The 13,363-nt window shown below is 63.8% G+C and carries 12 protein-coding genes; 4 read left to right on the forward strand and 8 right to left on the reverse strand.

Annotated features, from left to right (window positions below):
* The 6 genes from IRZ77_RS10415 to IRZ77_RS10440 form a co-directional block, all read right to left on the reverse strand.
* Positions 1-1,065, reverse strand: a complete 1,065-nt coding sequence (locus IRZ77_RS10415) for an imelysin family protein (protein WP_196173471.1) — start codon at positions 1,063-1,065, stop codon at positions 1-3.
* A 20-nt stretch (positions 1,066-1,085) separates the two neighbouring features.
* Entirely contained in the window at positions 1,086-2,513 is a 1,428-nt protein-coding gene (locus IRZ77_RS10420) for a di-heme oxidoreductase family protein (protein WP_135002779.1), read from the reverse strand.
* Between the two features lie 278 nt (positions 2,514-2,791).
* Positions 2,792-4,129, reverse strand: coding sequence for an imelysin family protein (locus IRZ77_RS10425; RefSeq protein WP_135002778.1), 1,338 nt, complete (start codon positions 4,127-4,129; stop codon positions 2,792-2,794).
* Between the two features lie 157 nt (positions 4,130-4,286).
* Positions 4,287-6,341, reverse strand: coding sequence for a putative bifunctional diguanylate cyclase/phosphodiesterase (locus tag IRZ77_RS10430; RefSeq protein WP_046616943.1), 2,055 nt, complete (start codon positions 6,339-6,341; stop codon positions 4,287-4,289).
* Positions 6,342-6,669: 328 nt separating this feature from the next.
* The gene (locus IRZ77_RS10435; protein ID WP_013974076.1) at positions 6,670-7,266 is read right to left on the reverse strand and encodes a superoxide dismutase; all 597 of its coding nucleotides are present in this window, start codon (positions 7,264-7,266) and stop codon (positions 6,670-6,672) included.
* Between the two features lie 282 nt (positions 7,267-7,548).
* Positions 7,549-8,148, reverse strand: coding sequence for a LysE/ArgO family amino acid transporter (locus tag IRZ77_RS10440; protein ID WP_046616941.1), 600 nt, complete (start codon positions 8,146-8,148; stop codon positions 7,549-7,551).
* A 97-nt stretch (positions 8,149-8,245) separates the two neighbouring features.
* Here IRZ77_RS10440 and IRZ77_RS10445 point away from each other — a divergent pair, with 97 nt between their 5' ends.
* From IRZ77_RS10445 to IRZ77_RS10455, 3 genes are all read left to right on the forward strand, one after another.
* Entirely contained in the window at positions 8,246-9,136 is an 891-nt protein-coding gene (locus IRZ77_RS10445; protein ID WP_046616940.1) for a LysR family transcriptional regulator ArgP, read from the forward strand.
* Positions 9,137-9,185: 49 nt separating this feature from the next.
* Entirely contained in the window at positions 9,186-10,181 is a 996-nt protein-coding gene (locus IRZ77_RS10450; protein WP_046616937.1) for an NAD-dependent epimerase/dehydratase family protein, read from the forward strand.
* 87 nt (positions 10,182-10,268) lie between these two features.
* Positions 10,269-11,138: a hypothetical protein gene (locus tag IRZ77_RS10455; protein WP_046616936.1), complete on the forward strand. Its 870-nt coding sequence runs from the start codon at positions 10,269-10,271 to the stop codon at positions 11,136-11,138.
* 108 nt (positions 11,139-11,246) lie between these two features.
* Here the strand turns inward: IRZ77_RS10455 and IRZ77_RS10460 are convergent, their stop codons facing one another.
* Positions 11,247-12,296 (reverse strand): alkene reductase, encoded by a 1,050-nt coding sequence (locus IRZ77_RS10460; protein ID WP_196173472.1) that lies wholly within the window; start codon positions 12,294-12,296, stop codon positions 11,247-11,249.
* 17 nt (positions 12,297-12,313) lie between these two features.
* On the reverse strand, positions 12,314-12,616 hold the full coding sequence (locus tag IRZ77_RS10465; RefSeq protein WP_015271675.1) for an ArsR/SmtB family transcription factor: 303 nt from the start codon (positions 12,614-12,616) through the stop codon (positions 12,314-12,316).
* A gap of 150 nt (positions 12,617-12,766) precedes the next feature.
* Here IRZ77_RS10465 and IRZ77_RS10470 point away from each other — a divergent pair, with 150 nt between their 5' ends.
* Positions 12,767-13,351: an acyl carrier protein phosphodiesterase gene (locus IRZ77_RS10470; protein ID WP_108480666.1), complete on the forward strand. Its 585-nt coding sequence runs from the start codon at positions 12,767-12,769 to the stop codon at positions 13,349-13,351.
* Positions 13,352-13,363 lie beyond the last annotated feature (12 nt).

Genomic DNA, 13,363 nt, shown 5'->3' on the forward strand with positions numbered 1-13,363 from the left:
TCAGTCACCGTCGTTGGCATTGAAGCCCAGCTGGATGTTCAACGCCTTGGCCAGCTCGCCTTCGTGCAGGCGGTGGACGACGTTTAGGCTGTCGTAGATCTGGTTCAGGGTTTGCTGGCCGGCGTCGTCGGCCAGCAGCTCGCCCAGGGTCTTCTGGTTGGCGGCCAGCAGCTTGAGCGAGGCAGCGTAGGCGGCGTCGATCTTGTCCGCCAGGGTTTTCTGATCGCTGGACAGCAAGCCGCGCAGGCCTTGGTTGTCGACCCCGAGCCAGACCGCTTCGGCGGCCTTGAGGCTGGCCTCCAGGCTCTTGAGCGAGCTGTGGCTGCGCCAGGCTTCGGCCTGCAGTGGCTGCGGAATACCCTTGCTCTGGCGGCCCATCGGTGCTCCGAGCTTTTTCTTCAGGCTGTCCAGGGCGGTGACCTGGGCGCGCAGCAGGTCGGCGATGGCCTCGTGGGAGTCGGCGTAGCGCTGGTTGGGGAACTTGGTCATCTGCGAGAGCATGCCGTCGGTGCTGTTCCAGCCCTTGAGGATCTCTTCGGCCAGGGCCTTCTGATGTTCACCAATGGCGACCAGCAACGGGCAGTAGCGGGCTTTCTGCTCGGCTGTGGCAATGTCCGGCTTGCTGTCGAACAGGATGTACTCGTAGGCCGACAGGCCACGTACCACCACGCTGGCCTTGCCCAGGGCCGCGGCATCGACGGGCTGGTTGGCGTTGACCAACTGCTCGACCTGGCGGCCGACCAGGTTCTTCTTGTCGGGCCAGAACTGTACCTGCCAGGCGCGGTTGCCTTCGGCCAGCGGGCCGACCAGCAGCGGTTGCAGTTCGGCCCAGGCCTTTTGCGCATTGAGGAAGTCGGCCCGGGCCTTTTCCAGGGTTTCCTTGCCTTCGCAGTAGGCCAGGGCGCTGGCGGCCAGCGTGCGGTCGGCTTCGACCCAGCGGCTGTAGGTGGGCAGGATCACCTGTTTGGCGATGGCAGCGGAGGTCACGGCTTGCGGGTCCTGCGGCGAACAGGCGCCGAGGGCGAGTGCGGCGAGGCTGGTGAACAACAGTTTGGGTCGGAACATGCCCGGCTCCTTTGCGCTTTTTAAAGTGAGTTCAGGAAAGCCAGCAACGCGGCACGCTGCTCGGCATTGAAAGTGAGTACGAAATTGCGTGCCGCCTCGGCCTCACCACCGTGCCAGAGCACCGCTTCGAGCAGGTTGCGGGCGCGGCCGTCGTGCAGGAACTGGCTGTGGCCACTGACCGTTTCGCTCAGGCCTATGCCCCACAGTGGCGGGGTGCGCCAGTCCTGGCCGTTGGCGGCAAATTCGGTCCGCTCATCGGCCAGGCCCGGGCCCATGTCATGCAGCAGCAGATCGCTGTAGGGGCGGATCAGCTGGTTGGCCAGTTCCGGCTCGGCGGCATTGGTGGCGGTGGTGAACTGTGGTGTATGGCAGCCCTGGCAGCCGGCCTGGTAAAACAGGTTCTTGCCCGCCAGCACCTGCGGCGAGCCCACGTCGCGGCGGGCCGGCACGGCCAGGTTACGGGTGTAGAAGGTGACCAGGCGCAGGATGTTGTCGCTGACCTCCTTCTCGCCATCGGCACCGTCGCCGTTGGGCGCGGCCAGGCAGTCGGCCTGCGCCGGGGTGCAGTCATCGTTGGGCTGCAGTGTGGTGGTCAGGCCCATGTCGCCGGCAAAGGCGTGAACGTTCTGCTGGTTGACGTTGGGCTGCCCGGCCTTCCAGCCGAAGCGGCCGACCACGGTCTTGCCCAGGGCATCGTCCCACACCCGGTTGGCCCGGCCGCGGATGCCGTCGCGGTTACGGTCATCCGGATCTTCGTTGGCCAGCAGGTCGGCTTCGGGGATGGCTTCGAGCAGGCCCAGGCCGATCATCGGCGGCGCCACCCGCGCCGAAAAGCGCGTGTCGGGGTGCATCACGCCATAGCCGAGCTGGGTGATCTGCAGGGCCGGCTTGCGCAGCTCGACCTGGTGACCGTCCTCGAACGACACCGTTTCGCTGGTGTAGCTCACCCGCACCTTGCCTTCCGGCGTCACGCCGGGGATGGCCATGTCCTGCAACTGGGTGCCATAGACCGGCTCCGGCACCACCCCGAGGCGTTCGACCACCTTGGCCAGGTAGGGCTGGTCGGGGATCGACAGGCGTACCAGCATCGAAACGGCGTTGCTGTCGCCCGGCTCTGGCGGGTGGCCGCGCCCGTCGCGCACGTGGCAGTTCTGGCAGGCATTGGTGTTGAACAGCGGGCCCAGGCCGTCACGCGCGGTGGTGGTGGAAGGGGCGATCACCCAAGGGTTGCGGAAGAAGCTGTTGCCTACGGCGAAGTCAAGGCGCCGCTCGGGCGAGAGGTTGGCCGAGGGCAGGGAATAGGCATTGCGGTCAGTGCGCTGCACGGTGGCTTTGCCGCCCGACAACGCTTCGCCGGGCTCGGCCTGGGTGAAACGCGGAGCGTCGTCACAAGCGGCGAGGGCAAAGGCCAGCAGCAGGGGGGAGAGTCGGGACAGCGACAAGGACATCGAGAATCCTGGGCGTGAGCGAAAAACCGGCGTGCAAGCTTAGCAGGGTGAAAGAGTTTGAATAAGAGCAATTTGCAATTGCTGGATGAAATCGATGTCAGTTGGCCATGGTTTGTGGTCGCCTGGTCGGGCCCTATCGCCGGCAAGCCAGCTCCCACAGATACCCTACAGGGCTCAAGGGCTGTGAAGTACCTGTGGGAGCTGGCTTGCCGGCGATAGGGCCGGAAGCAAAAAAAGGCGACCCGAAGGCCGCCTCTTTCAGAACCGCTACAGCAGGATCAGAACTCGTGATCTGCGGTATCCGGGTTCAGGTTGGCAATGCCCAGCTTGCCCGCGGCCTGCTCGATCGCACCGGTCTGCTTGACCAGGGAGGCAATGGCGTCACGCACGATCTGGTTGCCGGCTGCGTTGTCGGCAGCGATCAGCTGGTCGTAGTGCTCGCCCTTGAGGGCGTGGTCGACGATCACCTGGATCTTGGCTTCGGTGGCTTCCAGGTCGGCCTTGAGGGTGGCGTCGGCGGCCGGGTCTACCTTGGCCACCAGCGACGACAGGCTCGGGCCGGTCACCTTGCTGCCGTCCGGGCGGGTGTACTCGCCCAGGTAGACGTTGCGGATGCCCTTGGCGTCGTAGAAGTGCGAGTAGTGGGTGTTGTCGCTGAAGCAGTCGTGCTCGTCTTCCGGCGAGTTGGCTTCCAGCGAAACCTTCATGCGCTCGCCAGCCAGTTCGCCCAGCGACAGGCTGCCCATGCCGAACAGCATCTTGCGCAGGCCGTCGTTGACCGACTCGGCTTCCAGCTTGGCGCGGTAGTTGTCGGCAACATTCGGTGCCCAGTTGCCGACCATCTCTTCGAGGTCCTTGACCAGCAGGTCGGTGACCGCTTTCAGGTAGGCACGGCGGCGGTCGTTGTGGCCACCGGTGGCGCCCTTGCCTTCAAGGTAATCAGACGCCGGACGGTTGCCCGCGCCCGGGCCGGTGCCGTTCAGGTCCTGGCCCCAGAGCAGGAATTCGATGGCGTGGTAGCCGGTGGCGACGTTGGCTTCGGAGCCGCCCAGCTCGTTCAGGCTGGCCAGCTTCTCGGGAGTGATGTCCTTGACGTCGATCTTCTCTTCGCCCACCTGGATCTCGGTGTTGGCGATGATGTTGGCGTTGGCTGCCGGGTTGCCCAAGGCGTGCTCATAGCTCTTGTCGACGTAGTCGATCAGGCCTTCGTCCAGCGGCCAGGCATTCACCTGGCCTTCCCAGTCGTCGATGATGGTGTTGCCGAAGCGGAAGGCTTCGCTCTGCAGGTACGGTACGCGCGAGGCGACCCAGGCTTCCCTGGCTGCCTTCAGGGTTTCGTCGTTGGGCTTGGCCAGGAACGCGTCGACTGCGGTCTGCAGAGTCTTGGCGGTGCTCAGCGAATCGCTGTACACGGCGTAGACCAGCTCTGCGTAATGCTTGACCACGGCTTTGCCGGCGGCTTCGTCGACAACCCCGGGCGCCGCAGCGGTGGTGCTGGCGGCAGCAGGTGCCTGAGCTTGCGGCGCGGCGGCCTTGTCGTCCTTGCCTTCACCGCAACCGGCGAGAGCGATGGCAATGGCCAGCAGACTGGCGGAGGCCAGAGGCATTCGAATCATTATTGGTTTTCCTGCGTCGTGTGGTTGGACCATGGGTAGACCGTGCGCCGTGGCACGCGAAACGGCAACATCATGCGAAAGATTTGCATTTGCTGTAAAGGGGGCGGGCATGCAATTCGTGTAAATGCCGGTCACGGCCTGTAACCGGGCAGGTGGCTCAGAACATCGAAACCTGGTTGCGCTGCGCCTGCTTGAGGAAGTTGGTCAGCTCACGGGCCGACAGCGGCTTGCTGTAGTGGTAGCCCTGGCCCTCGTGGCAGCCTTGGGCGACGATATAGCTTTCCTGTTCGGCGGTCTCCACGCCTTCGGCGATCACCTGCATCCCCAGGCTCTTGCCGAGCTGGATGATGGCACGAACGATGGTAGCGTCGTCATCGTCGTCCAGCAGGTCCTGGACGAAGCTCTTGTCGATCTTGATCTTGTCCAGCGGCAGCGATTTCAGGTAGCTGAGCGACGAGTAGCCGGTGCCGAAGTCGTCGATGGCAATCAGTGCTCCGGAGCGGCGCAGGCTCAGCAGGTGCTGGGCGGCGGTGCTGATGTCTTCCATCAGGCCGGTCTCGGTGACTTCCAGCTCCAGGCTGCGTGGTGGCAGGCGGTAGGCCTGCAGCAGGTTGTTGACTACCCGCGGCAGTTCGTTGTGGTGCAGCTGCACGGTGGACAGGTTGACCGCCATGCGCAGGTCGCTGAAGCCCATGTCGTGCCATTCGCGCAGTTGCCGGCAGGCCTGGTCGAGCACCCATTCGCCAATGCTGATGATGCTGCCGTTCTGTTCGGCCAGGGGGATGAACTGGTCTGGCGGTACCATGCCCAGCTCCGGGTGCTGCCAGCGCAGCAGCGCCTCGACACCGACCACGCGGTGGTCGCGGTAGCTGATCTGTGGCTGATACACCAGGTACAGCTGGTTGCGTGGCAGGGCTTCGCGCAGGTCCTTTTCCAGCTCGCGACGGCGGCGCATCTCGCTGTCGACGCTGGCGATGTAGAACTGGTAGCGGTTGCGCGAACGGGCCTTGGCCAGGGTCATGGTCTGTTCGGCTTTCTGCAACAGCTTCTCGGTGCTGTCGCCGTCTTCCGGGAACAGAGTGATGCCGATGGTGGCGCGCAAGCGGATTTGCTGGTGGTGGTCGAGGTCGAACGGCACTTCCAGGTCATCGAGGATACTCTGTGCCAGTTCGGCCGCCTCGTAAGGCTGCTCGATATTGGCCTGCACCAGGGCGAACTGGTCGCCACCCAGGCGTGCCAGGGCGCCCAGGCGGCCACTGTGGGCGCGCAGGCGGTCGGCCAGGGCCAGCAGCAACTGGTCGCCGACCTGGTAGCTGAACTGCTCGTTGATGCCCTTGAAGTCGTCCAGGCCTACGCACAGTACTGCCACACGGTGTTGCAGGCGGCCGCCGTCGACGAGGATCTTGTCCAGTTGCTGCTGCAGTTGCTGGCGGTTGGGCAGGCCGGTGAGGAAGTCGTACTGGGCCATGCGTTGCAGGCTGTTTTCCGCCTCGTGGCGCAGATGGGTGTTGCGCTCGATCGAGGCCAGCAACTGGTTGGCGGTATTTACCCAGAGACCCAGCTCGTTCTTCTCGTGGCCCTTGAGCAGCGGCAGCTGGTGCTGGCTGGGGCGGTCGGGGTTGATCTGGGTGAGGTGCTCGATGATCTTCGACAGCGGTTTGGTCAGCAGCCAGTGGTAGACCAGGTACAGCACCAGACCCATGGCCAGGGCCCGCAGCACGCCGGAGATGAAGATGATCACGGCGTTGATCAGGAAGTCTTCGCCGTAGGACGAGGTGTCCAGGGTGATACTCAGGTCGCCGTAGTATTCGCTGTAGGGGCCGCGGCCGACCAGTTGTGTGGTGTAGGTGCGTTCCTGGCCGAGGATCAGGTCGGTCAGCCAGCGCATGGACATGTCCTGCAGCGGGCGGGACTTTTCCGCCAGCATGGTTTCGTTGGGGTGGCCGATGGAGGCCATGCGTACCGATTCGTCCTGGAACAGGCCTTCCATCACTTGCATGCCCATTTCGCGGTCGAGGCTGTATACGGCCTGGGTCGAGGGGTCGCGGAACATGTCGAGGATGCGCTGGGCATCGTTGTTCACGGCCTGGCGGGTCTTGTAGGTGTCGTAGACGATTTGCGCACAGCTGAGCACGACACCGACCGCCAGCGCCGACAGCAGCACGACCCTGAGCAACTTGACCGACAAGCTGTTCCGCAATTCCAGCTTCAATGGGGTTTCCTTAATCCATGCGCATGGCATCATTTTGCCATCAACGATGACGATACACTATCGGCCGACCTTCAGTAGTGTATCGGTTGCCTGACCCCGCAACTTGAATGCGCCGTAACGATATTCCAGAGGTTTGATGTTAGCGTGCTATGCGGGCTGAGCAAGCAAAACCGTGCCGGCTTTGCGCGGTCAAACCCGCTCCCACAGGGATAGCATCAAGTCCACAAGCGGCGCCGTACCTGTGGGAGCGGGTTCACCCGCAAAGAGGCCGGTACAGGCATAAAAAAACCCGGCACCGGGCCGGGTTTTTCGTTCAGGGCTGAATGACTCAGGCCTTGAAGGTCTTGCCTTCGAACTGTTCGGCAACGAATGCCCAGTTGACCAGGTTCCAGAACGCCTCGACGTACTTCGGACGCAGGTTGCGGTAGTCGATGTAGTAGGCGTGTTCCCAGACGTCGCAGGTCAGCAGCGGGGTGTCGCCGCTGGTCAGCGGGCAGCCGGCGCCGATGGTGCTGGCCAGGGCCAGGGAACCGTCAGCCTTCTTCACCAGCCAGCCCCAGCCGGAACCGAAGGTGCCAACCGAAGTCTTGGTGAACTCTTCCTTGAACTTGTCGAAGGAACCGAAAGCGGCGTTGATGGCGTCAGCCAGGGCACCGGTCGGCTGGCCACCGGCGTTTGGTGCCAGGCAGTTCCAGTAGAAGGTGTGGTTCCAGACTTGAGCGGCGTTGTTGAAGATACCGCCCGAAGAGCTCTTGACGATCTCTTCCAGGGTCTTGCCTTCGAATTCGGTGCCTGGGACCAGGTTGTTCAGGTTCACGACATAGGTGTTGTGGTGCTTGTCGTGGTGATACTCCAGGGTTTCCTTGGAGATGTGCGGCTGCAGGGCATCGTGGGCGTATGGCAGCGGCGGCAATTCAAAAGCCATGGTGGATCTCCTGATTCAGGTCTGTTTGCGGTTTGCGCAAGGCCGATCACGGGCGGCCCGATGAGCGTCGGCGAGTTTGTACTCTTTGCGACGCAAGCGCTGGATCATAGCACCGGGCCCGGCGCATAACCACGCAACAAAGATAGGGAATAGAGGTTCCAGAGCGGTTGGGGTGTGCCGACCGGTGGTGTTCGGCTTAACGCTTGTAGCGCCTGTGAGATTGAGCGCCGCGCGGGCGGCGCTCGGTCTCACAGGCGATAAAGATGTTGTGGTGAGCCCAGGTCAGTTGAAGATCAACTGCGCCGCCACCGCGAACATCATCACCGCCACCATCAGGTCGAGCATGCGCCAGGTCGCCGGCCGGGCCAGCCACGGTGCCAGCCAGGCCGCGCCGATCGCCAGGGTCGAGAACCATAGCAGCGAGGCGCTGGCGGCACCGGCCACGTAGGCACCGGGCGCAGCCTGCTGGGCGCCCAGCGAGCCGATCAGCAGCACCGTGTCGAGGTACACGTGCGGGTTCAGCAGGGTCACTGCCAAGGCACTGAGCAGTACCGCGCGGCGTGACCGGGCACCCTGGCCTTGCTGGTGCTGCAGGCTCTGCCTGGAGCAGGCGCTGCGCAAAGCCTTGGCGCCGTACCAGATCAGGAACACTGCTCCGCCCCAGCGGGCGATCGCCAGCAACGTCGGGTTGTGCGCCAGCACGGTGGCAAGGCCGAACACTCCGGCAGCCACCAGGATGGCGTCACAGATGATGCACAGTGCCGCCACCGGCAAATGATGCTCGCGGCGCAAGCTCTGGGCGAGGACGAAGGCGTTCTGTGCACCGATGGCCATGATCAGGCCGAAGGCCACGAGCATGCCGTTGAGATAGCTTTGCCACATGGCGTGCTCTCCAAAGAGTCCAAAAGATGCTGGTCATTGTGATGAAGCACGCTGTATAAGAAAAACAAATAGATCTGATCCGTCATTAGGAAAATCGATGTTCGACTACAAACTGCTGGCCGCCCTTGCTGCGGTGATCGAGCAGGGCGGTTTCGAACGCGCGGCGCAGGTGCTGGGCTTGTCGCAGTCGGCCATCTCCCAGCGCATCAAGCTGCTCGAGGCGCGGGTCGGCCAGCCGGTGCTGGTGCGTGCCACACCGCCAAGCCCTACCGAAGTCGGCCGCCAGTTGCTCAACCATGTGCAGCAGGTGCGCCTGCTCGAACGCGACCTGCAGCGCCAGGTGCCGGCGCTGGATGAGGAGGGCATGCCCGAGCGCCTGCGCATCGCCCTCAACGCCGACAGCCTGGCGACCTGGTGGGCCGGCGCAGTGGGCAACTTCTGCGCACAGCACAATGTGCTGACCGACCTGGTGGTGGAGGACCAGGAAGTGGGCCTGAAACGCATGCGTGCGGGCGAAGTGGCGGCTTGCCTGTGTGGCAGCGAGCGGCCAGTGGCCGGCGCGCGCAGCCTGCCGCTGGGCGCCATGCGCTACAGGGCGCTGGCCAGTCCCGGGTTCATGGCGCGGCATTTTCCGCACGGTTTCGTTGCCAGCCGCCTGGCCCGTACCCCGGCGATCGTGTATGGCCCGGACGACTTCCTGCAACACCGTTACCTGGCATCGCTGGGCATCGAAGATGGCTTCCTGCACCACTTGTGCCCGTCATCCGAAGGCTTCCTGCGCATGACCGAAGCCGGCCTGGGCTGGGGGCTGGTGCCGGAACTGCAGGCTCGCGAGCAACTGGCCAGCGGGCAGTTGGTGGAAATCTGCAGCGATACCCCCATCGATGTGCCGCTGTACTGGCATCATTGGCGCAATGGCGGGCAACTGCTCGCGCAACTGACCGACCACCTGCGGCACACCGCGCGGCAATGGCTGGTGCCCTTGTAGCCACGGCTGGCGTCAGTTGCATCTGAAATCTGGCAAGACGGAGTCTTACATGCGAATTCTGGTCACCGGCGCGAGTGGCTTCATTGGCGGGCGCTTTGCGCGCTTTGCCCTGGAGCAGGGCCTGGACGTGCGGGTCAGCGGCCGTCGAGCCGAGGGGGTCGAGCACCTGGTCAAGCGCGGCGCTCAGTTCATCCCCGGCGACCTGGGTGATGCCGAGTTGGCACGCCGCCTGTGCCAGGGCGTCGAGGCGGTGGTGCACTGCGCTGGCGCAGTAGGCAACTGGGGGCGCTACCAGGATTTTTACCAAGGCAATGTGATGGTCACCGAAAACGTGGTCGAGGGCTGCTTGAAGGAGCACGTACGGCGGCTGGTACACCTGTCGTCGCCGTCGATCTACTTCAATGGCCGCTCGCGCCTGGACATCCGGGAAGACCAGGTGCCGCGCCGCTTCCATGACCATTACGCGCAGACCAAGCACATGGCCGAGCAGAAAGTGTTCGGTGCCCAGGAGTTTGGCCTTGAAGTACTGGCGCTGCGCCCACGCTTCGTCACCGGTGCCGGCGATGCCAGTATCTTCCCGCGGCTGATGCAGATGCAGCGCAAGGGGCGTGTGGCGATCATCGGCAACGGCCTGAACAAAGTCGATTTCACCAGCGTGCACAACCTCAACGAAGCGCTGCTCAGTGCCCTGTTTGCCGACGACCGGGCGCTGGGCCAGGCCTACAACATCAGCAACGGCCAACCGCTGCCGCTGTGGGACGTGGTCAACTACGTGATGCGCCAGATGCAGCTGCCGCAGGTTACCCGTTACCGCTCCTACGGCCTGGCCTACAGCCTCGCCGCGCTGAACGAGGCGGCCTGCATGTTGTGGCCGGGGCGCCCGCAACCGACCCTGTCGCGCCTGGGGATGCAGGTGATGAGCCGCGATTTCACCCTGGATATCAGCCGCGCCCGGCAGCACCTGGACTACCAACCCAAGGTCAGCCTGTGGACGGCGCTGGATGAATTCTGTGCCTGGTGGAAGCACCAGCCGCCGGGGCAGTGAAGCCGGCCGGCCGACAATGGTCATCAACGCGCCGCGCTGGCGGTTTATACTCGTGCCTCTTTGCGACTACCGCGGTTGAATGTATCCATGCGTAACCATGCTCACGATGACTACGATGACGTGCCTACCCTGCGTGCCGGCACCCATGACGATGACGAACTGATGCCGGCGCACGTGGTGCGCAGCCGCCAGAAAGCCGCTCGGGGTGCGAGCACGGCGCCGCTGTGGGCGTTGCTCGGGGCCTCGTTCATCGCCTTGGCGGGGCTTGGCTGGTGGAGCTTCCAGCAGATCTCGCTGATGGAGCAGCAGTTGGTGGCGACCCAGGAAAGTTTTGCCCGCATCAGTGAAGAGGCGGCGGGGCGCCTGCAGGCGATCAGCGGCAAGGTGGCGGCCAGCGAATCCGGCGCCACCACCAACAGCGAGGCGCTGAAGCTGCAGCTGCGCGAGTTGCAGAAGGGTGTGGCGGGGCAGACCGGCGACCTGGGCAAGCGCCTGGAGCAGGTGCTGGCCGATACCCGTGAACAGCAAAAGGCCGTGACCCAGTTGCAAACCCAGTTGCAGGCACAGCTGAAAGCGGTGAATGGCGAGCTGGCCGCGTTGCGCTCGGGGCAGGTCGATGGTGGCAAGCTGGATACGCAATTCAAGGGCCTGAACGAACAGGTAGCTGCGCTGAAGGCCGCGCAGGTGGATGGCGCCAAGCTGGACGGGCAGCTCAAGAGCCTGGGCAGCGAGGTGGCGGCGCTGAAGAAGCAGGGTAACCCGAGTGCGGCCATCCAGGGCCTGGAACAGGATATCCTGGTGCTCAAGAGCCAGATCGACAACCGCCCGGCTGCTGCGTCGGCGGGTGGTGCTTCGGTGCAGGAATTCGACGCCTTCCGGGCGCAGACGACCCGCAACCTGAATACCTTGCAGAGCCAGATCCAGAACCTGCAGCAGCAGATCAACGCCCGGCCGTGAGATCACCTGAGCCTTCTTCGCGGGCACGCCCGCTCCCACAGGTACAGCGACAAGCTTGAAGATTGTGCTGACCCTGTGGGAGCGGGCGTGCCCGCGAATGGCCCTGAATCACAACCGCGGATAATCGATGTATCCCACCGGCCCCTTGCCATAGAAAGTCTCCGGCCGCGCCTCGTTCAACGGCGCATCCGCCGCCAGCCGCGCCGGCAGGTCAGGGTTGGCGATGAACGGCACGCCAAACGCCACGGCGTCGGCCTTGCCATTGGCCAGGGCTGCATTGGCACTGGCCTTGTCAAACCGCTCATTGACGATGTACGGGCCACCGAACGCCTCTTTGATCAGCGGGCCGATACTGTCATCGGCTTCCTTTTCCCGCGAACAGATGAAGGCGATACCCCGCTTGCCCAGCTCACGGGCCACGTAGGTAAAGGTTTCGGCACGGTCGGCATCGCCCATGTCATGGGCATCGGCACGCGGCGCCAGGTGCACGCCCACGCGGTTCGCACCCCACACCTCGATAGCTGCATCGGTCACTTCCAGCAGCAGCCGCGCACGGTTTTCCAGCGAGCCGCCGTAGTGGTCGGTGCGCTGGTTGGTGCTGCTCTGCAGGAACTGGTCGAGCAGGTAGCCGTTGGCACCGTGGATTTCCACGCCATCGAAACCGGCAGCCTTTGCATTCTCGGCACCGCTGCGGTAGGCCTCGACGATGTCGATGATTTCTTCGGTTTCCAGCGCGCGTGGGGTGGGGTAGTCACTGAGCGGGCGCACCAGGCTTACATGGCCCTTGGGCTGGATCGCGCTGGGGGCCACCGGCAGCTCGCCGTTCAGGTAGCTGGGGTGGGAGATGCGGCCAACGTGCCAAAGCTGCAGGAAGATGCGCCCGCCAGCGGCATGCACGGCCTTTGTCACATTGTTCCAGCCACGCACCTGCTCGTCGTTCCAGATACCAGGGGTATCCGGGTAGCCGACGCCCATGGCGCTGACCGAGGTCGCCTCGCTGAGGATCAGCCCGGCGCTGGCGCGTTGTACGTAGTACTCGGCCATCAGCGCGTTGGGCACGCGGCCTTCGTCGGCCCGGCAGCGGGTGAGCGGGGCCATGATGATGCGGTTGGGCAGTTGCAGGTCGCCCAGTGTGATTGGATCGAAAAGCGTGGTCATGACGGTTACCTGCCTGTTCAGAGTGCTTGGCGCAGTTGTTCGAGAAACGCCTGGATGGTGGCTTCGTTGCGTTTGAAGAAGTGCCATTGGCCGATCTTCTGGCTGCTGATCAGGCCGGCGCGCTGCAGGGTGGCCAGGTGGGCGGAGACGGTCGACTGCGACAGGCCGCAGCGTTGGTCGATCTGCCCGGCACACACACCGTTCTCGGTGCTGTGATACTGGTCGGGGAATTGCGTTGCCGGGTCCTTCAGCCAGCTGAGGATTTCTCGCCTGACCGGGTGGGCCAGCGCTTTTATGATTTCGTCGAGATCGATAGGCATGGGTTGAGACTCGTTGTAGCGGTATATCGCGATATGGCGAAATATAAATCGTGGTTTGTCGATGTACAAATATGAAGAGGTTCTGAGCTGAGCACGAATCGCTATATCGCGTTATAACGATATAGGGCGCGGCAGTGCTAGACTGCGTTCATGAACTACCTTGCACACCTGCATCTCGGCGGCCCGGCGCCGCACCAACTGCTTGGCAGCCTGTATGGCGACTTCGTCAAAGGCTCGCTGGAAGGGCGCTTCCCGCCTGCGCTTGAGGCGGCCATCCGCCTGCACCGGCATATCGACAGCTACACCGACCAGCACCCGTTGGTGCTGGCGGCACTGGCGCGCTTTCCACGGGAGCGGCGGCGCTTTGCCGGCATCGTTCTGGATGTGTTTTTCGATCATTGCCTGGCACGACATTGGCGAGATTATGCCGAGCAGCCGCTGGAGCAGTTCACCGGTGACTTCTATCGGGTATTGCTCGCGCAGCCCGAGTTGCCAGGGCGGCTGGCGCGCATTGCGCCGTTCATGGCGGCAGATGACTGGCTGGGGGCGTATGGCGACTTTGCCACGCTGGAGCAAGTATTCAACGGCATTGCCCGGCGCTTGTCGCGGCCGGAGGGGATGGTCGGGGTGATGGGAGAGCTGGAGCGGCTGTATGAGCCATTGCTGGCGGACTTCAGGGAGTTTTATCCACAGTTGCAGGCGTTTGCGGCAGCGGGGCGGATGTCTGGCAGTTAGTGCCGGGTTGTC

This window comes from Pseudomonas pudica (assembly GCF_015680405.1).
GTDB classification, from domain to species: Bacteria; Pseudomonadota; Gammaproteobacteria; order Pseudomonadales; family Pseudomonadaceae; genus Aquipseudomonas; species Aquipseudomonas pudica.

Excerpts from the sequence above, each read along its gene's own strand:
- IRZ77_RS10415 (WP_196173471.1), bottom strand. The coding sequence starts at position 1,065 with ATGTTCCGACCCAAACTGTTGTTCACCAGCCTCGCCGCACTCGCCCTC.
- IRZ77_RS10420 (WP_135002779.1), bottom strand. The coding sequence starts at position 2,513 with ATGTCCTTGTCGCTGTCCCGACTCTCCCCCCTGCTGCTGGCCTTTGCC.
- IRZ77_RS10425 (WP_135002778.1), bottom strand. The coding sequence starts at position 4,129 with ATGATTCGAATGCCTCTGGCCTCCGCCAGTCTGCTGGCCATTGCCATC.
- IRZ77_RS10435 (WP_013974076.1), bottom strand. The coding sequence starts at position 7,266 with ATGGCTTTTGAATTGCCGCCGCTGCCATACGCCCACGATGCCCTGCAG.
- IRZ77_RS10440 (WP_046616941.1), bottom strand. The coding sequence starts at position 8,148 with ATGTGGCAAAGCTATCTCAACGGCATGCTCGTGGCCTTCGGCCTGATC.
- IRZ77_RS10445 (WP_046616940.1), top strand. The coding sequence starts at position 8,246 with ATGTTCGACTACAAACTGCTGGCCGCCCTTGCTGCGGTGATCGAGCAG.
- IRZ77_RS10450 (WP_046616937.1), top strand. The coding sequence starts at position 9,186 with ATGCGAATTCTGGTCACCGGCGCGAGTGGCTTCATTGGCGGGCGCTTT.
- IRZ77_RS10455 (WP_046616936.1), top strand. The coding sequence starts at position 10,269 with ATGCGTAACCATGCTCACGATGACTACGATGACGTGCCTACCCTGCGT.
- IRZ77_RS10460 (WP_196173472.1), bottom strand. The coding sequence starts at position 12,296 with ATGACCACGCTTTTCGATCCAATCACACTGGGCGACCTGCAACTGCCC.
- IRZ77_RS10465 (WP_015271675.1), bottom strand. The coding sequence starts at position 12,616 with ATGCCTATCGATCTCGACGAAATCATAAAAGCGCTGGCCCACCCGGTC.
- IRZ77_RS10470 (WP_108480666.1), top strand. The coding sequence starts at position 12,767 with ATGAACTACCTTGCACACCTGCATCTCGGCGGCCCGGCGCCGCACCAA.